The sequence below is a fragment of the Haloarcula sp. H-GB5 genome, assembly GCF_054850705.1.
Genome location: NZ_JBTWBG010000003.1, coordinates 191,525 through 216,248, shown reverse-complemented (window position 1 = coordinate 216,248; position 24,724 = coordinate 191,525). Strand labels below are relative to the sequence as shown.

General features: G+C 61.6%; 22 protein-coding genes. 13 read left to right on the top strand and 9 right to left on the bottom strand.

What is annotated here, in order from left to right; genetic code table 11:
• Positions 1-171: 171 nt before the first annotated feature.
• Both ACYJ11_RS16465 and ACYJ11_RS16460 read left to right on the top strand, forming a co-directional pair.
• Positions 172-1,683: an anthranilate synthase component I family protein gene (locus tag ACYJ11_RS16465; RefSeq protein ID WP_461648590.1), complete on the top strand. Its 1,512-nt coding sequence runs from the start codon at positions 172-174 to the stop codon at positions 1,681-1,683.
• Positions 1,680-2,252: an anthranilate synthase component II gene (locus tag ACYJ11_RS16460; RefSeq protein WP_461648589.1), complete on the top strand. Its 573-nt coding sequence runs from the start codon at positions 1,680-1,682 to the stop codon at positions 2,250-2,252. The genes ACYJ11_RS16465 and ACYJ11_RS16460 overlap by 4 nt, the downstream gene beginning before the upstream one ends.
• A gap of 20 nt (positions 2,253-2,272) precedes the next feature.
• On the opposite strand, the gene ACYJ11_RS16455 is transcribed toward ACYJ11_RS16460, so the two are convergent.
• Complete coding sequence (locus tag ACYJ11_RS16455; RefSeq protein ID WP_461648588.1) at positions 2,273-4,129, bottom strand: BCCT family transporter; 1,857 nt, start codon at positions 4,127-4,129, stop codon at positions 2,273-2,275.
• A 100-nt stretch (positions 4,130-4,229) separates the two neighbouring features.
• On the bottom strand, positions 4,230-5,477 hold the full coding sequence (locus ACYJ11_RS16450) for an NAD-binding protein (RefSeq protein WP_461648587.1): 1,248 nt from the start codon (positions 5,475-5,477) through the stop codon (positions 4,230-4,232).
• Between the two features lie 172 nt (positions 5,478-5,649).
• On the opposite strand from ACYJ11_RS16450, the gene ACYJ11_RS16445 reads away from it, so the two are divergent.
• Positions 5,650-6,060: an EamA family transporter gene (locus ACYJ11_RS16445; RefSeq protein WP_004966000.1), complete on the top strand. Its 411-nt coding sequence runs from the start codon at positions 5,650-5,652 to the stop codon at positions 6,058-6,060.
• A 90-nt stretch (positions 6,061-6,150) separates the two neighbouring features.
• The gene (locus ACYJ11_RS16440) at positions 6,151-6,531 is read left to right on the top strand and encodes a Rid family detoxifying hydrolase (protein ID WP_188978646.1); all 381 of its coding nucleotides are present in this window, start codon (positions 6,151-6,153) and stop codon (positions 6,529-6,531) included.
• A 21-nt stretch (positions 6,532-6,552) separates the two neighbouring features.
• Here the strand turns inward: ACYJ11_RS16440 and ACYJ11_RS16435 are convergent, their stop codons facing one another.
• Complete coding sequence (locus ACYJ11_RS16435) at positions 6,553-6,822, bottom strand: hypothetical protein (RefSeq protein WP_461648726.1); 270 nt, start codon at positions 6,820-6,822, stop codon at positions 6,553-6,555.
• A gap of 167 nt (positions 6,823-6,989) precedes the next feature.
• Here ACYJ11_RS16435 and ACYJ11_RS16430 point away from each other — a divergent pair, with 167 nt between their 5' ends.
• Complete coding sequence (locus tag ACYJ11_RS16430) at positions 6,990-8,513, top strand: NADH-ubiquinone oxidoreductase-F iron-sulfur binding region domain-containing protein (RefSeq protein WP_461648586.1); 1,524 nt, start codon at positions 6,990-6,992, stop codon at positions 8,511-8,513.
• Positions 8,510-11,821: a formate dehydrogenase subunit alpha gene (gene fdhF / locus ACYJ11_RS16425; RefSeq protein WP_461648585.1), complete on the top strand. Its 3,312-nt coding sequence runs from the start codon at positions 8,510-8,512 to the stop codon at positions 11,819-11,821. The genes ACYJ11_RS16430 and fdhF overlap by 4 nt, the downstream gene beginning before the upstream one ends.
• A gap of 240 nt (positions 11,822-12,061) precedes the next feature.
• On the opposite strand, the gene ACYJ11_RS16420 is transcribed toward fdhF, so the two are convergent.
• Together ACYJ11_RS16420 and ACYJ11_RS16415 are read right to left on the bottom strand one after the other, a co-directional pair.
• Positions 12,062-12,793: a creatininase family protein gene (locus tag ACYJ11_RS16420; protein ID WP_461648584.1), complete on the bottom strand. Its 732-nt coding sequence runs from the start codon at positions 12,791-12,793 to the stop codon at positions 12,062-12,064.
• 128 nt (positions 12,794-12,921) lie between these two features.
• On the bottom strand, positions 12,922-13,773 hold the full coding sequence (locus tag ACYJ11_RS16415) for a CPBP family glutamic-type intramembrane protease (RefSeq protein WP_461648583.1): 852 nt from the start codon (positions 13,771-13,773) through the stop codon (positions 12,922-12,924).
• A 566-nt stretch (positions 13,774-14,339) separates the two neighbouring features.
• On the opposite strand from ACYJ11_RS16415, the gene ACYJ11_RS16410 reads away from it, so the two are divergent.
• The gene (locus ACYJ11_RS16410) at positions 14,340-15,641 is read left to right on the top strand and encodes a S8 family serine peptidase (RefSeq protein ID WP_461648582.1); all 1,302 of its coding nucleotides are present in this window, start codon (positions 14,340-14,342) and stop codon (positions 15,639-15,641) included.
• A 64-nt stretch (positions 15,642-15,705) separates the two neighbouring features.
• Positions 15,706-16,317 (top strand): ArsR/SmtB family transcription factor, encoded by a 612-nt coding sequence (locus ACYJ11_RS16405; protein ID WP_170098563.1) that lies wholly within the window; start codon positions 15,706-15,708, stop codon positions 16,315-16,317.
• Between the two features lie 188 nt (positions 16,318-16,505).
• Here the strand turns inward: ACYJ11_RS16405 and ACYJ11_RS16400 are convergent, their stop codons facing one another.
• On the bottom strand, positions 16,506-18,191 hold the full coding sequence (locus ACYJ11_RS16400; protein ID WP_461648581.1) for a BGTF surface domain-containing protein: 1,686 nt from the start codon (positions 18,189-18,191) through the stop codon (positions 16,506-16,508).
• A gap of 335 nt (positions 18,192-18,526) precedes the next feature.
• Between ACYJ11_RS16400 and ACYJ11_RS16395 the strand changes: the two genes are divergently transcribed.
• Together ACYJ11_RS16395 and ACYJ11_RS16390 are read left to right on the top strand one after the other, a co-directional pair.
• On the top strand, positions 18,527-18,805 hold the full coding sequence (locus ACYJ11_RS16395; protein ID WP_170098562.1) for a PRC-barrel domain-containing protein: 279 nt from the start codon (positions 18,527-18,529) through the stop codon (positions 18,803-18,805).
• Between the two features lie 126 nt (positions 18,806-18,931).
• On the top strand, positions 18,932-19,324 hold the full coding sequence (locus ACYJ11_RS16390; RefSeq protein WP_461648580.1) for a DUF5684 domain-containing protein: 393 nt from the start codon (positions 18,932-18,934) through the stop codon (positions 19,322-19,324).
• Between the two features lie 314 nt (positions 19,325-19,638).
• Here the strand turns inward: ACYJ11_RS16390 and ACYJ11_RS16385 are convergent, their stop codons facing one another.
• A complete protein-coding gene (locus tag ACYJ11_RS16385; protein WP_461648579.1) occupies positions 19,639-20,229 on the bottom strand; it encodes a TetR/AcrR family transcriptional regulator in 591 nt (196 codons plus the stop codon).
• A 177-nt stretch (positions 20,230-20,406) separates the two neighbouring features.
• Between ACYJ11_RS16385 and ACYJ11_RS16380 the strand changes: the two genes are divergently transcribed.
• The 3 genes from ACYJ11_RS16380 (at position 20,407) to ACYJ11_RS16370 (ending at position 23,235) form a co-directional block, all read left to right on the top strand.
• Positions 20,407-21,006 (top strand): TetR/AcrR family transcriptional regulator, encoded by a 600-nt coding sequence (locus ACYJ11_RS16380; RefSeq protein WP_170098884.1) that lies wholly within the window; start codon positions 20,407-20,409, stop codon positions 21,004-21,006.
• Positions 21,006-22,475 (top strand): MATE family efflux transporter, encoded by a 1,470-nt coding sequence (locus ACYJ11_RS16375; RefSeq protein ID WP_188978666.1) that lies wholly within the window; start codon positions 21,006-21,008, stop codon positions 22,473-22,475. Before ACYJ11_RS16380 ends, ACYJ11_RS16375 begins: the two co-directional genes overlap by 1 nt.
• A 76-nt stretch (positions 22,476-22,551) precedes the next feature.
• On the top strand, positions 22,552-23,235 hold the full coding sequence (locus ACYJ11_RS16370; RefSeq protein WP_461648578.1) for a class I SAM-dependent methyltransferase: 684 nt from the start codon (positions 22,552-22,554) through the stop codon (positions 23,233-23,235).
• Here ACYJ11_RS16370 and ACYJ11_RS16365 read toward each other — a convergent pair.
• A complete protein-coding gene (locus ACYJ11_RS16365) occupies positions 23,232-23,903 on the bottom strand; it encodes an AIM24 family protein (protein WP_461648577.1) in 672 nt (223 codons plus the stop codon). The two genes, ACYJ11_RS16370 and ACYJ11_RS16365, sit on opposite strands and share 4 nt — an antisense overlap.
• A 512-nt stretch (positions 23,904-24,415) precedes the next feature.
• On the bottom strand, positions 24,416-24,661 hold the full coding sequence (locus ACYJ11_RS16360; RefSeq protein ID WP_188978670.1) for a hypothetical protein: 246 nt from the start codon (positions 24,659-24,661) through the stop codon (positions 24,416-24,418).
• Positions 24,662-24,724 lie beyond the last annotated feature (63 nt).

Sequence of the window (24,724 nt, the reverse complement as noted above, 5' to 3'; positions counted from 1 at the left end):
AACCGTTGAAATCCCACCGGCTATTCGTCCAGTGAGCAACCACAAGCGGTAGACAATTCGACAGTATATCGGCTTCAGGGGCAAGGGACCGAAAGTTTTTGTCATGACCCATGCTTGGTCTACACAACCACACCGAGAGGCATGGGCCTCTCGTCCGGGAGCAACTGCACTATGACTGATATCCGGTTCAGCACCGACAAAGAATCGTTCATCGAAACTGCGAGGGCAGCAGCAGACGGCACCCGTGTGCCGGTCGAGGCGCGCGTCACCGTTGCCGACCCGTTCGAAGCGTATCGCCGCGCCCGCGACGGGAACACAGACGGCTTCTATCTCGAAACGACCGGCGGGCAATCCGGCTGGGGGTACTTCGGCGTCGATCCGGTCGAGCAAATCGAGGTCGTTGCGGGGGCGACGCCCGCACAGGACGGCGGGAGTCCGAGTATCGAAACTATCGACGAGCTACTCGACCGCGAACACCTGGAACGGGGCGACTGTACGGTTCCATACCCGTGTGGCGCGTTCGGCTGGCTTTCCTACGACGTAGCACGGGAACTGGAAGACATCCCGGAGACGACCATTTCGGATGGCCTTCCACGGCTCCAGTTGGGTGTATTCGACTGCGTCGCCGCGTGGGAGGAGCCACACGATGGAGAGGTCGAACTGCACGTGACGGCGTGCCCCATCGTTGATGGGTCACCTGAAGCGGCATTCGAACGCGGCCGGGAGCTGGCCCGCGAACTGGCAAAGGACGCCGTCCACGGCGAGCGACACATCGAAACCCAGCCGACTGCTGCGACGCAGGCCACGTTCGAGAGCGAGTGCGGCGAAGCGGCGTTTGCTGACCGCGTCCGGCAAATAAAACAGTACGTCAGGGACGGCGACACGTTCCAGACGAACGTCTCACACCGGCTGACCGCCCCGGCGGCCGTCCACCCGGTCGACACATTCGACGCCGTCCGTCGGGTGAATCCGGCCCCGTACTCGGCCCTGCTTGAGTTCCCCGGCGTCGACCTCATCAGCGCCAGCCCGGAACTCTTGCTGGATGTCGATGGCGACCAGTTGCTCACGGAACCGATTGCCGGGACGCGGCCGCGAGGTGATACACCGGCGGAAGACGAGGAACTAGAGGCGGACCTCTGCAGCGACGAGAAGGAGCGAGCCGAACACGCGATGCTGGTCGACCTCGAACGCAACGACCTCGGAAAGGTCAGCGAGTACGGGTCCGTCGATGTCGCCGAGTACCGCCGCGTCGACCGCTATTCGGAGGTGATGCACCTCGTCTCTCTCATCGAAGGGGAGTTGCGCGACGACGTGAGCATCGCCGACGCAGTCGCCGCGGTGTTCCCCGGCGGCACCATCACTGGTGCGCCGAAACCGCGGACGATGGGGATTATCGACGAGGTGGAGACGACGCGTCGAGGGCCCTACACCGGCAGTATCGGGGTGTTTGGCTTCGACGACCGGGCGACACTAAACATCACCATCAGGACGCTAGTCCACTACGACGGCGAATACCGGCTCCGCGTCGGGAGCGGTATCGTACACGACTCCGTTCCAGAGGCGGAGTACCGGGAGACACTGGACAAGGCCCGTGCGCTGGTCACTGCTGTCGACGAAGCCTTGGGCGAACAGGGGTCGTTCACGGTCGAATCGGGGACCGAACCGATGGAGGGAATCCGATGATACTCATCATCGACAACTACGACTCCTTCGCATACAATCTGGTCCAGTACGTCGGCGAGTTCGACGATGTCACGGTTCGCCGGAACGACGCTATCGACGTGGCGGACATCCGCGAACTCGACCCGGACGGCATCGTCGTCTCTCCTGGCCCCGGAACGCCAGCGGAGGCCGGCGTATCGATCGACGTTTTCGCCGAGACGGAGTACCCGGCGCTTGGCGTCTGTCTGGGCCATCAGGCGCTCTGTGCAGCCCACGGGACCCCTGTCGGCCACGCACCGAGCGTGGTCCACGGGAAGCCCTCGGAAGTCCGCCACGACGGGACGGAGCTGTACGACGGGGTCGACGATCCGTTCGAAGTGGGGCGGTACCACTCGCTGGCCGTCGAGGCGACCGCGCTCCCGGACGAGTTAGAGGAAACGGCCCACACCAACGACGAGCAGGGGGTCGTGATGGGCGTCCAGCACGCCGAAAAACCACACATCGGCGTCCAGTTCCATCCGGAGAGCATTCTCACCAACGCCGGGAGACAGCTGGTCGAGAACTTCTGTACCGGGATCGCCGAGGCCTGACCACACCGCGCGAGTAGGGCCTACTTTTCTTCTGGTGGGTCCACATCGTGATGGGTCTGGATGTCCGGCAGTTTCCTGACGGCGCGCCTGACGAGTGACGTATGGTCCCGCTCGTTCCGGTACCAGGTCACGGTCAGCCCGCCGACCGCGACGAGCGATATCACGGCGAATGGGCCACCTGTCAGGACGGCCAGTGCCTGTAACGTCTCAGCACCTCCGAGGAGCAACACTGAAACGGCCACCGCGCCCTGGAAAATGCCCCAGAAGACGATATGCGTCGCCGACGGCGCGATTTCCCGTCGCGTCGCCAGAACTGAAACAACGAGCGTCGAGGTGTCCGCCGACGTGGTCATGAACACGATGATGAGCGCGAGAAACAGGAACATGAGGAGCTTTCCCAGCGGCAACGATGACAGCAGCGGGAACCCGGCGACAGCCTCCGAACCACCGCGTTGTGCGATAGCGGCGAGAATATCGGCCCGGCCCGTCTGCTGGACGAACAGCGACGTGCCACCGAGCAAGAGGAACCAGACCATCGTCGCCGCCGAGGTTGCAACGACGCTCGTGAACACGACGGTCCTGACCCGGCGACCGCGGGAGAGGGCGGCGATGAACAGCCCGGCGAAGGGAGCCCAGGAGAACCACCACGACCAGTTCCAGACGGTCCACTCCGCGACCCACTGCCCGCCGGTGTGAAGGCTCAGCGGCACGAACTCTACCACGTATGTCCCGAGTGCCTGCGTCCCGCGCTGGAGGATGAACGACCGTGGCCCGACGGCGACGACGAGGAGCGCGAACAGGCCGAACAGGACGATGTTCAGACCGGCGATGCGACGGATACCGCGGTGAATCCCGGTCGCACTGGAGACGACGAATATCAGCGTCAGTCCGCCGACGAACAGGACCGGTCCGACTTCACCGGCCGCCACCCCCCACTGGTAATTGATGCCAGCGAGGAACTGCTCGCTCACGAGCGCGACCGAAGTGGCGATACCGCCGACAGTGGCGAAGACAGCAAGTGTATCGACTAGTTTGGCCCAAGCCGAATCTAGCCCGTCAACGCCGAGAATCGGTGCCAGCACCGTCGAGACTCGGAGCGGCGCGCCCCGTGTGAACGCGAAGTACGCTATCGGGACGCCGATGACGGCGTACGCGCTCCAAGCAGAGACACCCCAGTGAAAGAGGGTGTACACCAGCGCGCCGGTGATAGCGTCCGGCGACCCGGCGGCAGCCCCGATGTACGGCGGCGGCTGATCGTAATGAAACAGAGCCTCCGTGGGTCCCCAGAACACCAGTCCGGCCGCGATGCCGGCGGTGAAAACAAGCGTGAAATAGGTCGGGTACGTGTAGCTGGGCTCCGTGTCCGGACCGCCGAGTTTGATGTCGCCCCACGGCCCCACCAGCAGGAACAGGCAGTAACAGACAGCGAGGAAGACGGCAGCGAGAAACAGCGGACCACCGGTACGCAGCACCGTGGCCGCTGCAGCATCGACAGTGCCCGTCGTCCGTGTCGGGAACGCCACCTGTAGCCCGAAGAACCCAGCGAACACGAGCACCGGGAACACGAGGACAGCCGGTTCGTGCTGGGTGAGAAATCCCCGAACGGCCTGCCGGACATCAGTCTGTCGGACACGCAGGAAGACGTCGGCCGCGGCTGGCGCGGTAGTATCTTCGGAGTACGGAAGCAGCGCGATGTAACACAGCCCCGAGCTGAAAAACACGAGCGCGACAGTCAGCCATGCCGGCCCGGTCACGGCTTCGCCAACGAGCGTCGGAAAAAAGAATCCCGCGAGTACGAGCGCCCCGGACGCGGCGCACAGTGGCACCAGTAGCCGGCCGACGATCTCCGCAATGCCACTGGCGTCCGAGGTGGACATACGTTGATATTCAGTATCGAATACATATATTACTATCCCAGAACGCCACTGAAACTGGCGACTATAGCGGTCGAGAGCGGCGTCGCTAAAGGTGGGCGGGTCACTCGGAGTCAGCAGGGTCGCTCCCGTCGTCGGTCTCGATTTCGGTTAGTAGCGACTCGGTCGGCCCGCGACCTAGTACCGACTGCCCGAGGAGCCGGCCGCCGATAGAGCGGGGGTTGATAACCTCGTCCGCTCCGACCGCGCGGAACTTTTCGACGTGCTTCTGGTCAGTCGCCGCCGCGACTGTGCGGATGTCCGGATTAACGTTTTTCGTCGCGATGACGGCCAGCACGTCGCGTGCGTCGTCGTTGCTCCCCACCACAACCCCGTTTGCAGCCCCAACGCGTGCGTCCCTGAGGATGTCTTCGTCGGTAGGGTCACCGGTGAGCAGATTCACGCCCTCGCCCTGCAGCGACGCGACCGTTTCTTCGTCGGGCGTGACGACGACGACCTCCGTCTCGTCGCCCAGTTCCTCAAGCAGCGATGCCGTAACGTCTCCGTACCCCAGAACCACGACGTGGTCCTCGAGGAGTGTGAGTTCTGATGCAGTCATGACTCCGAACGCTGTTGCCATTCTGGATTCGATAGCCGGCCCGATGAGCGCGCCCACGGCGACAGTGAACGCGCCGGTCCCGAACAGGATGATCGAGAGCGAAAACCACCGTGCCTCCGCCGTCACAGGTGTGATATCGCCGTAGCCGACCGTGGCAATGGTGACGACGACGTAGTACACGGCATCACTCCAGCTGTCGAGTTCGAGGAACTGGCCCCGAAGTCCGTACGCACCCACGGTTCCGTAGAGAACGACGCCGAAAATCGCCGACAGCGACGCGATCTGGATCGGCGAGAGGTCGAGCGACTGGTCGAACCGGTGTCGGTTTCGGACTACCAACGGGTACGTGACCAGCGTCATCACCAGCAGGGGGATATCCGTGGGCTGAAAGGTGGCAAGTGGCAGCAGTGCCAGACCGAGAAAGACGACGGCTGCCACACGCCAGGCGAGCCGTTTGCGTCGCTGGAGCCCGACCGTCACGATACCGAGAACGAACGCGAACAGCACTCCGCCAAATCGGACGAAAGGTAACGGAAGGTCAACCACTGCGGTCAGTGGACCATTGAGTGCAAGCGACGCCTGGCTGAGATTCGAAAGGCCGGTCACGAACGCCAAGAGTGCGACCACGCCGGTCAAGACGACCGTCGGCTTCGCACCGGATAGCTCGTCCCACTCGACGAACGGAATCCTGTCGGCAGGATAGAACACGTCCTCGAGTGTCCGTTCCGACGAGTCTCCCGGGACGTTAGCCATTGTCACACTCTTGTCGGAGTCGATATAAAAAACACGCGGCGAGCGGACACCGAACTCAAGACAGCGGGGCCCGTACGATCGGATCAATGCGTCGATTGCACGATGCCAGATGTCGCTGTTCGCCAAGAGCGCTCAGAAAGAACTGGAACCGATTCACGCGGAGGCCGGACGGATGAACGCCGCCGTCCTGTTCGGACTGGGAACGATGATAGCCTGGGGGTTCTGGATCGCGTTTGGGAACGTCGCGTCGAGTACAATGGACCCGGAAACCGCAGCGTTCGTGTCGTATGCAGCCGCGACGGTCGTCACCGGGATATACGTCGTCGTCTCAGACGCATCGTTCGTCGTCACAAACCGGGGAATGATGTTCGCCGGCGCGGCGGGCGTCGCGGCGGCCGTCGGCGTGGTCTCGACGTTCGTCGGTGTGACTGTGGGCCCCACGTCGATCGTGTCCACTATCGGTGGAATGTACTTTATCACTGCCGCAGTCATCGGCGTCATCGCGTTCGGGGAGTCGATGACGCTGACGAAAGCCGCCGGCATCGGGCTGGCGCTGATAGCAATTGTCGTCATCAATCAGTGACTGGACACAACTGGTTGGCTTTCGAGAACGTTGTGTGAGTATGACCCGCTACGGCTGGGATTTATACAGCGAGGCTGGGTGACTTCGATCATGAAGCGCGTGATCGGCACCGATGAAGCTCCGGCCGCGGTCGGCGCGTACAGTCAGGCCACGTCGAACGGCGACCTCCTCATCACCGCCGGACAGCTCCCGCTAACGACAGACGGCGAGCTGCTCGACGACGAACCAGTCGCCGACCAGACGCGACAGTGTCTCCACAACGTCGAGGCGATTCTGGAGTCCGACGGGCTCTCGCTCGACGATGTGCTAAAGACGACTGTCTACCTCGACGACATCGACGACTTCGACGCGTTCAACGAGGCCTACAGCGAGTTCTTCGAAGCTGACCCACCGGCGCGGAGCGCCGTCGGCGTGGGTGCGGTCCCGAAAGGTGCAGCGGTCGAAATCGAAGCTATCGCCACCACCGACTAGCGAAGGCAGCCGTTCCGTCTCCTACCGTAGCTCCATCTGTTCGGCCCGCTCCGCAGCGAGGGCCGTCAATTCGTCGACGCTACTGTCCGAGCGGTCCGCGAGGACGCGAAGCAACATTCCGAGCTGTATGGCCGCCGCCTCGCGGAGTTCAGCGGCCTCCTCGGTGTCGTTGCCGAAGTAGTACTCGTGGCGGCCGTCTTCGTGGATGATGCCTGTATACACCGAGCGCAGGTCGTCCTCGGTTATCGCGGCCGACGCCCCCCTCTTGACTTCCTCGAATCGTGGGTTCATCGTTTCGATTGTGGTAACGTCCCGCTGCCTCATTGTTTCGACGGAACGAGCCGGCCAGCGCTCACCCATCAGTCCATAAATAAGTGATCTTTTGTGGGGGAGCGGATCCCACTGCAACCGGGACCACTCGGCCGGGGTTTTTAATCGTTCAGCACGACGCACAGAGTATGCCACAGGAAACCACGGCCCTCGCTCATTCGACCGTCGTCCGGGTGTCGACGGACGGACGGTCACAGCGCGGGGACCGGGTCCGCTCCGCGGCACGGGCAGCGGCGGACTCAGTCCCGGTCGTCAGGACGGGGCCGACAGGCATCACAGCGACCACACCACTGGTGATGATTACGAGTAACGGGCGGACAGCCTTCTACGGCGACCCGTCACCGGCGACCGTCCGTGACCTCGTCGACGAACTAGAAGCTGGGACAGTACCGACAGCCGACGCAGACGCCGTCGCTGAACACGACCCCGAGACGGCGTCGCTTCCCGTCCCGGAGCGCGGACCGCTCTCGATCGGTCGCCGCGACGTACTGGGTCCCTGCGGCTGGGTGGCCCCGCTCGAACCGGCCGACTGGTCGTTCGTCTCGCCTGAGCAGACTGCCGACGCTGCAGCAGCAGCCGGGCTGCTGGGCCGGGGCCGCGGGGACGCCGCCGCTGACGAACCGGTCGCCGAGACGTGGGAAACGGCCAGTACAACCGACGGTGACCCGGTGGTCGTCTGCAACGCCAACGACGCCACCGACCTCCCAACGGGCGACGACACGCTCCTCTCTGGCGCACCGATGGCAGTCCTCGACGGGATTGCGGCGGTCGCCGAGCACGTGGACGCCGGCGATGCTGTCATCTATGTGAGCGAGTCGCAGACAGACCTGCAAGCGGACCTTCGCAAGGCGATAGACGCAGCCGTCGACACCCTGCCCGTCGTGCCGCAACTGGTGGCCGGTCCGGACGAGTTCCGCGCCGGCGAACCGACGGCGGCGCTCGAAGCACTGGAAGGAGCCGACCGCATCGAGCCGCGACTCCAGCCGCCCGCACCGGCCAAACGTGGCCTGTACGGCCGCCCGACAGTCATCCACACCCCGCGAACGTTCGCGCAGGTTCAGCGGGCCGTCGCCGAGCCCAATAGCGTCGACGCTGACGCGGCGGACCCCGGAACGCGAATCGTCGCTGTCACCGGCGACGTTGTGGACTCGGCGACCGTCGAACTCGGGTCTAACGCAAGCCTCGCGGCGGCCCGCGAGGCGATCGAGATGGACGGGTCGTTCAAAATGGCCTGCGTCGGCGGCGTCCTCGGCGGTGTCACGCGCAGCCTCGACATGACACCGACCGCCCAATCGCTTCGAGCAGCCGGTCTCGGTACCGACGGCGTCGTCGAACTGTTCGACACCGACCGATGTGCCGTCGAGACGGTCGGAAAGCGGGCCCGGTTCGCGTCGATGGAGAACAGCGGCCGATGCGTCCCCGGTCGCGAGGGGACGAAACAGCTCGCTGAACTCCTACGCGATATATACGACGGCTCGTTCGAGAGCGACAAGATACGCGAATTGTCCCGGGTGATGCGCCAGTCGAGTAACTGCCAGACCGGCGCACACGCGCCGCGGCCGGTGACCACAGCTATCGACGAGTTCGAACCCGAGTTCCGCGCCCACACGAACGGCCGCTGTCCAAGCGGTACCTGTACGGAGAAACTATGAGCACAGACAGATCGATTCCACGAGTTCCAGACCTAGACGACCCACAGCCGGAGACGCCAGTCACCAGCGAGTTCGAGACCGGCACCGCCAACGACCCTGACGTGGGGACCGACACGGACGACCCGACAACGCTGACCGTCGACGGCGAGCGGGTCACAGTCGCCCCGGGGTCGACTATCATCGACGCCTTACAGGACCTCGACGATCATATCGTTAGCGTCGACCCCGGTGCCGAGGGCGTCGAAAGCGACGCCGATGTTCCGGCGCTGTGTTACTACGACCGCGACGGGGACTGTAGCGACGAGATTGGCCCACGCAGCGAGTGTCGCACCTGTATGGTCGAGACCGAGGAACACGGCCTCGTCCCGTCGTGTTCGTTCCCCGCTGAAGACGGCCTCTCCGTCTCGACGGACACGCCCGATGCCGAGGAAGCCCGCAGCGTCAACCTCGACCTCGTCCTCTCGAACCACAACCTCCGGTGTACCACCTGCAACGGCAACGGCCGCTGTGAACTGCAGGACGCCGCTATCAGCGAGGGCGTCGACCACCCCCGCTACGGCGTCTTCGACGAGCGCGACCAGTACGAACCCATCGACGACACCTCCTCGTTCATCCAGATCGACCGCAACAAGTGCATCCTCTGTAACCGCTGTGTCGACGCCTGCAACGACGTGCAGGTGGAAGGCGTCCTCCGAATCGAGGGCCACGGCGAGGACACTCGCATCGGCTTCCAGTCCGATGCCGAGACCATGCACGACTCGGAGTGTGTCTCCTGTGGCCACTGCGCTACCGTCTGCCCCACCGGCTCGCTGACCGAGAAAGGTATCGACGGCGCGGCGACGCTCCCGCTCCCGGGCTTTACACAGCGAAACTCCATCGGGAAAGTCATCGAACACGAGGACGCCGAGACCATCGACGACACCACCGCCCCGAATCGCGGGTTCGAGCCCAACGACCCGAGAGCGGCGAAGGGGAAGCAAGGCCTCGCCAGATTCGCGTCGCAAGCCAAGCGTCGAGCCGGCGACATCGCAAAGGACTACGGGAAGAAGGCGTTCCTCGCCGGCGAACACACCGCCGAGAGCATCGCGGCGAACACGATGCCCGAAGGCCGGCTGTTCGACATCGCCAGCGTAGTCAGTGACTACCGGCTCTCGAAGATCGACAAGCAGGAGACGACCTGCGGGTTCTGTGCCGTCGGCTGTCGGTTCGAGATGTGGGGCAAAGACGGCGACTCGCTCGGCGTCGTTCCGGTCGACGACCCCGACGACGCGCCCGCGAATAACTTCTCGACCTGCGTGAAAGGGAAGTTCGGTCACGAGTTCGCCAACAGCGAACAGCGGATTACTGAACCGCTAATCCGAAACGACGACGGCGAACTCGAACCGACCACTTGGGACGAGGCACTTGACTATGTCGCCGAGCGCTTCACAGAGATTCAGGACGCCCACGGCATCGACTCGCTTGGCTGTCTCGCCTCTTCGAAGGGCAGTAACGAGGAGGCGTACCTCGTCCAGAAGTTTGCCCGACAGGTGCTGGGCACGAAGAACATCGACAACTGCGCCCGGCTCTGTCACTCCTCAACGGTGGCGGCGCTCCAGCAGACGCTCGGCTATGGTGCGATGACCAACCGCATCAACGAGGACATCGGCGAGGCCGACGCCTACCTCATCAGCGGCTCCAACACGACGGAGTCACATCCGGTGCTTGCCACGCGAATCAAGCAGAACGTCCGGGACGGAGCCGACCTCGTCGTGTTCGACCCGCGGAAGGTCGGCATCGCCGAACACGCCGACCAGTACACCCGGACCAACCCCGGCTACGACGTGGCCTGGCTCAACGGCCTGATTCGGTACATCATCGAGCACGACCTCCACGACGAGGACTTCATCGAGCGCAACACGAAGAACTTCGAGGAAGTCAGGGAGAAGGTCCAGGCCTTCACGCCCGAGAAAGTCGAGGAACTGGCGGGCGTGTCGCCCGAAGAACTCGCCTCGGCCGCCGAGACGCTCGCCGAGGCTGACAGCGTCGTGTTCGGCTGGGCGATGGGCATGACCCAGCAGAGCCACGGCACGGAGAACCTCATCGCGATGGCCGACCTCGCGCTCGTCCTCGGGCAGGTCGGCAAGCCCGGTGCCGGCCTCTCGCCGTTCCGCGGGCAGAACAACGTGCAGGGCGGCGGTGGCGACATGGGGACGCTTCCGGGAAGCCTGCCGGGCTATCAGAACCCGGCAGACGACGAGGTCGGCGAGAAGTTCGCCGACGCGTGGGGCGAGCGACCGCCCGAGGAACCCGGACTCAAAGTGCCGGAGATGCTCGCCGAGGCCCACGCGGGGAACCTCCGCGGGATGTACGTCGTCGGCGAGAACCCGGCCCTTTCAGAGCCAGACATCCAGCACGCCGCCGAGGCGCTGGAAGACATGGAGTTCCTCGTCGTCCAGGACATCTTCATGACCGAGACAGCGGAGTACGCCGACGTGGTGCTCCCTGCGGCCACTTCGCCGGAGAAGCATGGCACGTTCACCAATACGGAGCGGCGCATCCAGCGGGTCCGCCCCACGTCCGAGCCGCCGGGCAAGGCCCGCCAGGACTGGGAGATCACGCAGGCGTTGGCCCGCCGACTCGGCTACGACTGGGACTACGACCACCCACGAGAAGTCATGGATGAAATCAACTCGCTCGCGCCCATCTACGGCGGTGTCACCTACGACCGACTCGAATCCGGCGAGGAGCACGGCCTGCAGTGGCCCTGCTGGGACGAGGACCACGCGGGCACACCGTACCTCTACGACTACGAGGAGGGGAACTTCAATTTCGAAGACGGGAAGGCCCGCTTCGTTCCCGCCGATGGCGGACACCCCGGCGAGATTCCCGACGAGGAGTATCCGCTGACGCTCACTTCGGGGCGCGTGCTGTATCACTGGCACACGGGTCAGATCACCCGCCGCGTCGAGGGACTGATGAGCCACGTGGGCGAGAGCTTCGTCGAGGTCCATCCCGAGACGGCCGAGAAGCTCGGCATCGCCGATGAGGAGTACGTCCGCGTCGAGTCCCGCCGGGGCGACATCGTTGTCAAGGCGCAAGTGACCGAGCGCGTCGGCCCGGGGACGCTGTTCATTCCGATGCACTTCGCCGCCGGCGCGGTCAACAAACTCACCGGCGAGACGTTCGACCCGACCGCCGGCATCCCCGAGTACAAAGTGTCGAGCGTCCGTGTGGAAGTGCTGGGGCCGGAGACAGACGAACAGGTGCTCCGGACGCCAGACGCTGGTGGGAAACAGATCCGGAAGCGAGGCGCTGGCGACGACTGAGTCGGCGCGGCCGCTTCCAGCCAGTACACGGAATCGCAAGCAGTGTCATAACAGAGCCAGACAGTTACGTCATAGACAAGTATAAGTAATTGTTATTTAGTCTTAACTCTCATCTTTGACTGTTGTTCAGCCCATTTCAAATCATATAAGTATATTTACTGAAGGAATAGACGCAAACAATCTCGAAAGGTAGTCAAATACTGTGGTCTCAATAGAAACTATCTGCTTTCGCCTCAACTCTCACTCACGAGGCCCAGCCGGTCGGTCAGCGATTTCATCAAGGAGGTCAACAAGCGACTCGGTCGCCAGCTCCAGCAGCGTCTCCCCGCGTTCGGCACTTCCCTCGCGTGGGTCGCCGACGACGCCGTTCTCGGTGAACTCGTCGGAATCGAACGCGAGATTGACACCGCTTTGCCACTCCCCCCAGCTGTCGCTGCCACCGTCAGCGGCCTCGTCCAGTCGGTCCTCGTGGACAGTCTCAGGGTTCGTGTGCTGGAGGAGCGAAGTCTCCAGCGGCCCGCCGTGGCCCATGTCGGCGCTGTGGTCGCCAACCGCGTTGAACCACGTGAACGGGACGGCGAAAGCCTCGTCGTGTCTGGTTATCGTGCCCGACACTTCACGCAACGCGTCGATGTTACCGCCGTGGCCATTGACCAGCACCACATGGTCCCAGCTGTGGCTGGCGAGACTACCGACGATGTCACGGACGTAGGACCGAAACGTCGATTCGGAGGTCCACAGCGTCCCGGAAAAAGCCCGGTGCTCCTCGGCGACGCCGACGGGGACCGGCGGTGCGACGACGACGGGGTCGTCGTAGCGTTCGGCACCACGTTCGGCGACCGCCTCGGCGTCGAGCGTGTCCGTTCCGAGCGGCGCGTGTGGCCCATGTTGCTCCGTGCTCCCGACGGGAAGGAGCGCCAGATTCGTCTCCACGTCCGCCATATCAGTCCAAGTTTCCGTCTGTAGATCCATGGGTACGTCTCTGTCCGAAGCGAAAATAAAGCCCAGTTTCTCCCCACCTGTCACCGTTGGTTTCCACTTAGCCACAGAATCGGACACGTACGTACGATCCGGCCCATCCTCACAGACAGAGAGAGTAGTCAGTCCCCGGTTGAGGCGTGGTTGTTACCTTGTGACCAGATAAGCGGCGTCTCAACAGGTTCTACCACCCGAACGGTCAGGTAGACCAGCGTAACCATCACAGTGTATTTGAGCACGCTGACCACCAGATGTAGCTCAGATGGGACGGTCACCTTGACGAGGAACGGCGGGTGATTCATCGATGCATGGAACAGCGCGACGAGCCAGAGGTTCCCCGAGAGCGCGTACACACTCCCGTAGGCAAGACCCATGAGCGCCAGTCCGAGGAGCCTGACTGCCAGCCCGGAGCTAACGCCGTGCCCCGATGCGAGAAACCACCGCGGGAGATGGAACAGGGCGAACAGGACCGCGGCAAGACTGATACCGGACAGCACTGCGCGACGAGTCGTCTCACCGGCCAACCGCGTGAATTTCTGCTGGAGGTACGTACGGAAGAGGAACTCTTCCGGGATCGCAGTGAACAGAAGTGAACTGAAAAGCGCCGCGAGATACAGCAGCGGGTGGGCAGCGGTTCTCGACAGCGAGGCTTCGAACCCGGAGATGCCACCCATCGCGAGAGCGACCGCAACAAGGTTGTATAGGCCCCAGAACACGGTGACCACCCCGATCACGGGGCCCAGTGTGCGAACAGACGGGAGCAGAGAACGCGGTGAGACGGTCTCTATTCTGAGCGTCCCAACCGTGAGTGCGACGAGGAAGACACCCCAGATCATTCCCAGGACGGGCGGCGGCGATGCGCCGGGGGAGATGGTCACCAGTCCGGAGAGGACAACAATTACCAGGAGGTACGTTACAACGGGAACCAACGGCCCGCCGCTGAATCTCGGCAGGCCAATGTCAGGGCGCAACATCCAGTTGGAATCCGATGGGCGACCCAAAATTATCTTTCATCTCGCAGTCCGGTACAAACCCGTCGGCGACGCGTACCGAGATGTGTGAGTTGGCTACAACCCAGATGCATTGAGATTTAAAACCAGTTTTTAGTCTTTGATAGTTTTAGTATGCTCCCGTCCGACGGTTCAAACGCCGGCGACCGCCTGAGACGGTTCCCGGCTGCCAGCGCCCTCCCCATGTGCCGCCGGTTTCCCCGAATCGGAATCCATCCCGGTCCGGTTGTCCACACGACAACGGGCACAACCCGTCCTCCCCGTTGTCGATTGCTCGAATCAGAGTACGTTGGTCCGACAGTCGGATCTTGCCACACCACACAGACTGAAAGTAACGATGAAACGACGTGTCCGCTGGGTAGACTGTTCCTATGTGAATGTACGTGTGTCGGTTTTCACGGACGACGTATTCCGCGCTGCGTGTGCCCGAGTAGCCGAACATCTCGGTACAGCGTTCGATACTCACCCAGTGTTCGTTGAGAGCCCGTCGCTCTACGTTCCGGTGGTCGTATCGCGGCAGGTGGTCAACAGTGCGTGATCGGACTATACTGTTACTGGCCGTCGTCGCAATCGTGTTACTAACCGGTAGCATCGCACTCCTCGCAGTGACGGGGCCGACGGACCCCCGCTCGAATAGGGCCGATACCGCATCAGTCTCAGTGTCAGACGGATCAGCCGGCCGGTTCGAACGTCTCCACGCGGCCGGGGTTACAGGTTCGAACGTCTCGGTCGGCATCGTCGATCCGACCGGATTCGATACTGATTCGGAGATGATTGGCGGACAGATCACCGAAACACGAAGATTCGGCGGTGGGTCCGTAGACGACACCCGGGAAACACATGGAACCGCGACGGCCGCCGTCGTGTCACGGACCGCACCGGACGCCGCCCTCTATCTCGCCCGGGTCGACAGCGTCGACAGTTACAGACAGGCAGTCGACTGGCTAGTCCGGGAAAACGTCGACGTGATCGTCGCACCCGTTTCCTTCTACGGACAGCCGGGCGATGGAACCGGGCCAGTCGCCCGGAGTGCGACGCGAGCGACGGAGAGTGGGTCAGTGTTCGTCGCCCCAGCCGGGAATCTCGCACAATCCCACTGGTCAGGACAGTACACCACCGAAACCGTCCAAAACCGGACAATCGAGTTTACCAACAGGAGCAGGCAGAATTACATCCGGGGCGGGACCGAAATCGCGGTCTGGCTCTCGTGGGACCGGGGCCATACAGACGAGGAGTACACAGTCGAACTGTATCGAACGAACGGAACCGACTCCCGACTTGTCGCCCGCTCACAGCCCTATCGCGGTGACGATGTACCAAACGAGCGAATCGTTGCCGACGTCAGGCCCGGCGACTACTATCTCGTGATTCGTGGGCCCGCGTCGCCGACTGGTGCACGGTTACGGCTTGTCTCACCGACACACGACCTCCAGCACACATCAGCTCGAAACAGCATTGTCGCTCCAGGGACGGCCCGCGGAGTTATTACTGTCGGGGCATACAACAGCCGTGTCAAGCAGCTCGAACCGTTCAGTTCCCGTGGCCCGACAGTCGATGGACGGACCGGTGTTGACATCGTGGCCCCGGACAGGCAGTTCGCCGCTGCCACACCTGACGGCTTCGTCGGCTCTTCGGCTGCAGTCCCGTACGTCGGTGGAACCGCGGCCCTGATGCTAGAGGCGAACGAGTCGCTATCGCCCCGCGAAACAGAACGCCTGCTGGAACAGACCACGAGAGACGTGGGGCGGCCGGGACTCAACAACGAGACCGGCCACGGGGCGGTCCGTCCAGTCCATGCAGTCCGGAGTGCACAGAACCGCACCGACGGTTAAATCTAGTTTTAAGCCAGCCACAGGGCTTTGATGGGTCCCGTATCATATATCCGACAGTGACGCTATGTCGAGTCTCATCGAAACGATACAAGAGCGGACCGGGACAGCGGACGAATCGCCGCGGGTACTCGATGTTGCGGAGAACGAAACCGACGACGTGCTCGATGCGCTCGCCTCGGACACCAGTCGGTCCCTGTTCCGTACGCTGTACGACGAGCCCGGAACGCCGTCCGAGATAGCGGACCGATGTGACACGTCGGTCCAGAACGTCCACTACCACGTTTCGAACCTCAAAGACGCAGACCTCATCGAGCCGGTCGAGACGGTGTACTCCTCGAAGGGCAACGAGATGACCGTGTACGGCCCGGCGAGCGACCCAATTGTGCTGGTCGGCGACCACGACCTTGCGCCGCGCATCCAGCAATCGATGAGCAACGTTATTACGGGGATAGGACTCATCGGCTTTGCGAGTCTCTTCGTCCAGTGGGGCGCAGAGAGACTGGCGGACGCAACCGCCGGATCCGAGGTCTTGGCTCCTGCGAGTCCGCATGCAGGGCCGGTCAGTGGAACCAGCACGCTCGCATGGTTCGTGTTCGAAGTCGTCGAGCCGGGCGTGCTGTTTTTCTGTCTCTGCATCACCGTTCTCGGTATCGCTGCGCTACTGACTGACGAGTGACTCTGGCGAACCGCTGTCATAGGAAGGGCCGCTCTGCCGTGGCAATTTGAGGACAAAACCCACACGATCTCAGATCGCAACGTGACAGCCGTGGGTAAGGCAGCGAGATCAGGTCTCAGACGGGGGTAGACCGATCGCCAAGCCCGAGATGGTTTCAAAAACCGTGGGTATAGCCCACTGTCGCGGCGTCAGTCCATCACGGACCGAAGACCGATGCCTACGCCAACGATGGCGAGCACCCCGCCGACAGCGAGAGCGCCGACACCAACCCCGAAGTCCCCAGCCTGTGACTGCTGCGCGGCCGGCGTTTCGCCGGTAACTGAATCGACATCGTTGGAAGACGCGTCTGTGGACGTTGGAGTCACATCTGTGATGCGCAACGAGCCGACCGTATCGGGCTGCCCCTCGGCCACCTCAGTCCCACGGTACAGCGACAGCTCGTAGGTGCCCGCAGCGAGTTGCGAATCGAGGGCGACCTCCGAACCGGATTCGACTGACACGGCATCGGCGTCCGCGGCGGTTTCGAGGGTGGGTTCGTCGTGGCCGGCCGCCGTGGTATCAAACAGGAGGGCGACACTATCATCGCCGTTCCCGTCATGAACGGTCGCATTGATCTCGTAGTTAACGTCCGGGCTCCCGATAGAAATGGTGGCCGCGTCAGCGGTCGCGAGAGCTATCTGAATTCGAGCAGTCTCTCCCTGCCGCCCTGTGACTACTGATTCCTCCAGCCCAAAGTCGGCCGACTCCCCGACCTCGAATTGCTCGCTTGTCGTCCCGTTGGCTTCGATGACGATCGTTCCGACAGTCGGTCTCCCGTCAGTCGACTGCCCATCGAACATGCGGTACGAGTACGTACCGGCGGCGAGCGTGGACGAGAGGTCCGGCTCCGATTCGGTCACGGTCAGCGAGTCATCGGGATCCGGCACTCTGAGCGTCGCTCCGTCCGTGCCGGCCACCGCAGTATCGAAGAGGACTGTCACCTCGCCGTCACCGTCATCGTCACTGACGGTCGCGTTGATCCGGTAGTTAGTCGCCTCGCTGCCAATGGAGAGCGTTTTGGTTCCTCCATCAGTCATTGAGACCGGAATTATTGTGGTGTCGCCCTGGGAGACCTCGACGACGTTTTCGCCATCATCAGTCGGTTCCGGGGTCACTATCTCAGGTACCGGATCAGTACAGTTTCCGTCACACTGGGCGACGGTCTCAGTACGTTCAAACAGTGTGTCGCCGTCAACATGAGCGGACAGTTCGTAGGATGTGTTCGCTGGGGGGCGCGACAGATCAAACTGGGCGACGAACGTCCCATTGGGCTGTACTATGACCTCACTTTGGTAAAGGAACGGGTTCGACGAGTTTTCTGAGATGATTTCGACCGTCATCTCCGTCCCGGGGTCCAGCGTGGTCTCTCCAGTGACCACCTGTTGTTCGTCGGCGTGCAGCGGGAGGCTGTCCTCTGAGACCGTGGCTTGCTGCTCCGTAGCGCCAACCTCCGAGCTAGTGCAGTTGCCGTCGCACGGGGCGATGGTCTCAGTACGGTTAAACAGCATATCGCCGTCGACATACCCGGACAGGTTGTAGGATGTGTTCGCTGGAGGGCGCGACAAATCGAACTGGGCGGCGAACGTCCCATTGGGCTGTACTATGGGTTCCCTTCGGTAAACGAATGGGTTCGACGAGTTCTCTGACACGATTGTGACCGTCATCTCCGTCCCAGGTTCCAGTGTGGTCTCCCCAGTGACCACCTGTTGTTCGTCGGCGTGCAGCGGGAGGCTGTCCTCTGAGACCGTGGCCTGCTGCTCCGCAGCGGCAAGCCCCGGACCCGTCGCCGCTGCGGCGATAAGCACTGCGGCCAGTGCCACCGACCGAACGCTCACAGAATCACCTCCTCTGGTGCAGGCAACTGTCCGTGCGTTTGAGAGCGATGCTGCCAACAGTACCGCGTCGCAGATGGAGGGCAATTCGCTGGCATACAGTCAGCGGTTACGCCGGGACTGAAAAAGCATCAGCGATAGCTTAAAGCCGTCTTGAACCCGGTAATGTTGATCCGATCAGTGCGCCGGCGAGTCCGTCATAATGTACCGGTTATATCTGTGACACCGTTTCGGCGCCGACCACATGGCATCCATGTACGCACCCAGTTTGTAGTAAGAGACGATATACCGCAGGAAGATGCAGTAATTTTATGGTAATTTCGGGATTATTGACCAGTATGCGAACGGTCCTCGCAAACCAGCTCTCCAATGTCCGGGTCGTGAGTACCGATGGCCGCGAAGTCGGCACACTGCAAAACATTACGATCGATACAGCGACGGGCGAACTTCAGACAATTGTCATTAGCAGCGAGGTTCAGGAAATATTCGGCGTTGAGCGGGATTCCGACGGCGACATTCGATTGCCGGCGTCCCTCATCGAATCGATGCGGGACCACCTGACCATTCAGCCGCCTGCAGAACAGAGTGTTACAGGCGGCGATACTGTGGACTCGTAACTCGTCGGCTGTTCAAACGGGCCGGTCGAGATGCAATTGCCAGCTGTGCGTTTGCAGCGGCAGAGTTCGGTTCCACCGCGGCGATAAGTTGTCATTCTTTTGAAAGTATGCAGGCTAGATACCGATATGGCCCCGCTTGCAGTGATAGCTGCTCCCCTCCAGAACAGCGGCGCAGGTAATATGGTACTGCTCCTGTTCAACCTGTTAATTGCCGGTATTCAGATCGCTGGGATGTGGATGGTGTTCGAGAAAGCCGACCGCGCAGGTTGGAAGGCTATCGTTCCGATATACAACCTCTACGTCATGCTCCAGATCGGCGGTAATGCGTGGTGGTGGCTAGTGTTGTTGCTGATCCCTATACTGAACATTTACGTGTTGTACAAGATTCACGCTGGCGTAGCTAGAACGTTCGGTCGGGGTATCGGGTTCGGGCTTGGACTCACGTTCATTGGACCCCTCTTTTTCCCACTGCTGGGCTTTGGCGATTACCAATACCGCCAGTCCGGTAGTCTCGTCTGAGAGTGGGCGGCGCGCAGCGACACGGGCCAACCTTCGAGACGTAGACGAGCCGAACATCGGGAGTTGATTCATCACCACAACCACGGCCCGAAGCCGCTGTATCCCCACTTCAAAGGTGAGACAGCGCCAGCATTCTAGGAGTTTACTTGAGTCAGACTGTTCGCCTTGCAGGTACTCGCAAACGTCCCGGCTATTGTGGCGGTGGTTGGACTCCGATTAATAGGTTGTGTTGGCTGTGGGACCCAGGTTCAGACAACCCACAGTTGGTGTTATCGGAACGGCCTGAATTTACAAGGTAGTCGACCACTGGACGATTACTGTAACATCGCGTCAACGTACTCACTCGCCGTCTGCCGGGCCGTTTCGAGTTCCTCGGTGTCGTCCAGCATTACGGCACGGGTTCGGGCACCGTCGATGATCGTCAGCAGCGAACGAGTAACGTGATCCGCATCGACGTCGGTGAATACACTCTCGTCGATCCCGTGATTGATGACCGCCTTGAGCAGATAGCGAATGTACTCGTCGTTCTGGCGGAATCGGTCGCTGAACGCCTCCTTGTACGGTGCTTGACTCCGCATCTCTAGCAAGGCGACCGAGAGATCGGGGTTTTCCTGTGGTTTGACGAGCAGTTCATCGAGTAATATTTCCAGTCGGGCTTCGGGGTCCGTTGTCTCGACGTCGTGAATCGAATCGACGAACCGCTCCAGCAGATAATCGAGAAAGGCCGCAAGAAGGTCGTCCTTCGTGTCGTAGTAGTAGTGCACTGCAGCCGTCGATTTGCCGTACTCGTCCGCGATTCGTTTTATTGTGAGATCAGCGTACCCGTGTTCGCGCAACGCCCGGTAGGTTGCCTGCATTATCTCCTCGGTCTGTTCCGAGAAGGTGCGGTCCGATGGTCCACCCATTGGCTAACAGTTTCGCCCATGGTTGGATAACCATTGTGACCTGTATGCTATTACGGACTGAATTATTAGTTAGTTAGTCTAAATTCGGCCGAATAGATCTAATTATCGTCGGTAGCCCAGATTGTGGACTTCAAAGCGTTTTTGACTAATCGGTTAGTAAGTTTTGTCACAGCCGCCATGGATGACGATACAGCTACCGAAATTCTCGAGGCGACGTACCGCGCCCTCTGCCAGCACGGGTACGCCGCGCTCACGGTCAAGGACATCGCTGACGAGGCAGACCGGAGCAAAGCGTCTATTCACTACTACTACGACAGTAAAGAGAACCTCTTTGCGGAGTTTCTGGACTTCTTGTACGAACGATACACTGCAAAAATAGCGGGAGTAGAGGGGAACACGCCGCGGGAAGAACTCGATTCGCTGTTGGATACAGTGCTCACCGATGGGCGACGGACGCCCGGCCAGGAGTTCAGAACAGCGTTACTCGAAATAAAGGCACAGGCCCCGTACAACGACGCTTTCCGGACACAACTGGCCAAGTTCGATGCTGCTCTCTTTGACCAGTTGCGGGAAATTATCGCGGCCGGCGTCGAAACCGGGGAGTTCGATAGCGCGGTCGAGCCGGCCGTCGCAGCGGAGTTCCTCGTGACGGCGATCACAGGAGCCCATACCCGACACGTCGCCACAGACCGTTCGATAGACAGATTCAACGAAACGATTACGCGATACGCTGAGACCCATCTCCTGACGGACACGCCAGTGGAGGCGACCCGCTGATGGGGATTCGAAGTCGCGTTGGTGCTCTGTTCAAGGGTCCCGAAGAGTTCGACCTCACGTCGGGTGGCATCGGGAAGCCGCTGTTCTTCCTCTCGATGCCGATTGTCATCACAAATCTCTTCCAGACCGCGTACAACCTCGCGGACACGTTCTGGCTCGGCCAGTACAGCACGGATGCGCTGGCGGCAATCAGCTTCGCGTTCCCAATGGTATTCCTCCTCATTTCGCTCGGAATGGGGATATCGGTCGCCGGTAGCGTCCTCGTCGCGCAGTTTACCGGTGCGGGCGAGGAGCGCGACGCCGAGTACGCCGCCTCACAGACGGTGACGTTCGCCGTCATCGTCTCGTTCGTTCTCGGCATTGCGGGCTATCTCGGCGTCGATACGTTTCTCAGCCTGATGGGCGCGTCAGAAGATGTCCTGCCCATGGCGACCAGCTACATGGAGGTCATCTCGCTCGGCCTACTGTTCATGTTCGGCTTCTTCGTCTTCGTCGCGCTCATGCGGGGCTACGGTGACACGATCACGCCGATGCTCGTCATGTTCGGCTCAGTAGTCCTCAACATCATCATCGACCCGTTCCTGATATTTGGCTGGACGGTCGTCGAGAACGCGCCGCTCGTCGGGACAGTCTCGTTCCCCGAACTCGGGATCGAAGGGGCCGCCATCGCGACCGTCTTTTCGCGGGCGCTGGCGCTGATCGTCGGGCTGGCGATCATGTTCCGAGGGAACCGCGGCGTCCAGATTCACCTCCGCGATATGGCTCCAGACCTGTCGTATCTCCGCCGTCTCGTTCGCATTGGCCTGCCCGCCTCCGTCGAGGGGACGGGCCGTGCACTGTCGATGAATCTGCTGCTGGTCATCGTCGCGATGTTCCCGGACACAGTCGTCGCCGCCTACGGGATCGGCACGCGCGTGTTCTCGGTCGTCTTCCTGCCAGCCATCGCAGTTGCGCGTGGCGTCGAGACGATGACCGGTCAGAACATGGGGGCCGACAAACCGGACCGAGCAGCGAAAGCGGCCGGCCTCGCGGCGAAGGTGCTTTTCGGCGTACTCACCCTGGCTGGAGTCCTCGTCTGGTTCACCGCTGCACCGATAGCCGACCTGTTCACGACGGACCCCGAGGTTGTCGAAATCACGACGCAGTTCCTCCGTTACGTCGCGCTTTCCTTCGGCTTCATCGGCATCATGCGAGCCTACACCGGGAGCTTCCGTGGTGCCGGGAAAACGCTCACCGCCGCGGCAATCTCGGTGTTGATGCTCGGGATCATCCGCTTCCCGATTGCGTGGTTCGCCGCTGTGCCGCTCGGCGAAACCGGAATCTGGATATCGTTCGCCATCTCGAACGTCGCAGGGGCGCTCATTGCCTACGGCTGGTATCGACGCGGGACGTGGCGAGACAGCAACCTCACCGAAGCCAAAGTCGATATTGACGAAGCGGGCGTCGAGATGTCGGCGGATGGTGACTGACAGCAGTGGGTGGCGAGCGCGTGTGATACCATTCGAGTGAACCAATGCTTTCAGGGGAGCCACCGGTACTACTGCTATGCCCACAGAGCCGAACGCCAGTCAGAATCCCTCGTCGCCGCTGTTTGCAGCTATCTACGATCCGGCAACGACGCTCATCGAACGGACCCTCCTACGGCCACATCGTGAGTATCTGGTAGCGGATCTGGATGGAACGGTGCTGGACCTCGGCGCTGGAACCGGCGCGATGTTTCGGTATTTCGATAGCGTGGCGACCGCCTCAACGGAGTTTCACGCTGTCGAGCCGGACCCGCACATGCGGCGGCAGGCAACAGAAAAGGCGAACGCACAGACCACGCCGATCCATATCCAGTCGTCACCGGCGGAAGCTCTCCCGTACGACGACGAAGCCTTCGACGTCGTCGTCGCCTCGATGGTGTTCTGTACGATTCCGGACATCGAGTCCGCGATGAGTGAGGTTGCCCGCGTGCTCAAACCCGGCGGCGAACTGCGTTTCTTCGAGCACGTCATCGACGACGGATGGCGCGCTGGGCTACAGTCAGCGCTCGCACCGCTCTGGAAACGCCTTGCCGGCGGTTGTCATCTCACCCGGCAGACGGGGACGCGACTCGTCGCGGACCGGTCGTTCGACGTCGTCGAAATCGAGCGACTCAACCTCGGCGTCACACCGATCCGTCCGTTCGTTCGGGGACGGCTCCGAAAGCGCTCGGTGTCTCCGCCGCGACAACTCAGCGGCGATTAACTCTGGCTCTGTGTGACAGACCCTTCCTCGTTCGGCTGGATGACGACGAACCCGTCGTCGCCGGTGAACTCCATCTGTATCGACTCACCGGAGGTCTGGCCGATCTCGAACGTCTTGTTCACCTCGATAGACGGTGAGAGGTTCGAACTCCACGCAACGGTGGCATCCGGGTCGGTGAACACCGGCGGCGTCATCACCAGCGGGTCGCCGTGTGTCGTCAGTGCGACTTCGCCGGGGCCGGTGAGGTAGACGTTCGTCAGCCCACCGGCGGCCATACCGGAGAGACTGCCAACGGTGTTGATTTCGTAGTCGATGCTTGATTCGAACGCGAGCACGTCAGTGCCGTTGACCGATATCGATTCCCCGTCAGCGAGAGTCAGCACCTGTACCTTCTTGCCGTTCTCGGCCACGTAGAGATGGCCGTTTCCTTCAGCCTCCATGACTGGCGTCCCTTCGCCGCTCACGGCCTCCTTGACAAAGCCCGTGATGCCGCCTTCCGCCGAGGACTTGCCAGTGAACGTGACCTCGCCGGTGTATGCGACCATCGACCCGGCTTTGACCATCACCGTTCCGTCGAGCGGGATGTCGAGCAGCCTGTTGTTCTCTTTCTGGAAGCCATCGCCACCGTCCTCGGGGGCGTTGGAGCGGACAAATTCCTGTAAGTCCATAGGTACATCGAGATACTCGAGAGGCCACCGTCATAGACTTCGTGAAGGATTAAAACACAGTTTGTGCGACGGACCCACACATTGCTTTGGCCATACAGCTGGTGATAGAGAGGAAGCGAGATATCGATATAGTCGAATAGCTATTCCAAATAGCTATATGTTAGGTGACGCCGGCTTTGGTTTTGAGATAGCGCCGTTCCCCGCCAGACATCCGGACAGCGGAGTCGTACACGACACTGCCCGGGACGTACCCCGGTCGCTATGTGTGGGTCGAATTTCTTCGGGCTTTCCGCCGTCTATGGCTTCGATGGTCGAGACACTACTCAGAACGCCCACCGACTCACTCATGTGCGATAGCGATATCCACCATTCGTATATCTGTGGTATCCAGAAGCGTAGCCGCGTCCTGTCCGGGACAACGACGATGTCACACGCAATCGACGGAAGGCAATCGTCTGCGGTAGGTATTCAACCGGTAGATTGCAGTTCAATACGACTCCGAGAGCGAGGCGTCAACCCTCAACGGCATCTCTCGTATGTTCAGCGTCCAGCCCGAACAACAGTCCGGCGAGAAACAGCAGTTCGTTACCCTGGTAGTACTGTTCGAGTACGAAGTTTATCAGACCGATATCCGGTGTGGTCGCTCCCAACAGTACCAGAACGAGCGCGAACGCGGCAGCGAGACCGGCGACCCACCGGACGACGATACCCGAGAGCAATCCCACCACGAAGACGACAACGGCAGTGAAGAGGGTCATATCTCGCTCCAGCGTGTCGCAGCCGTTGGCCTGCCAGCGGTTCCCATAGGGAGCACAACACTT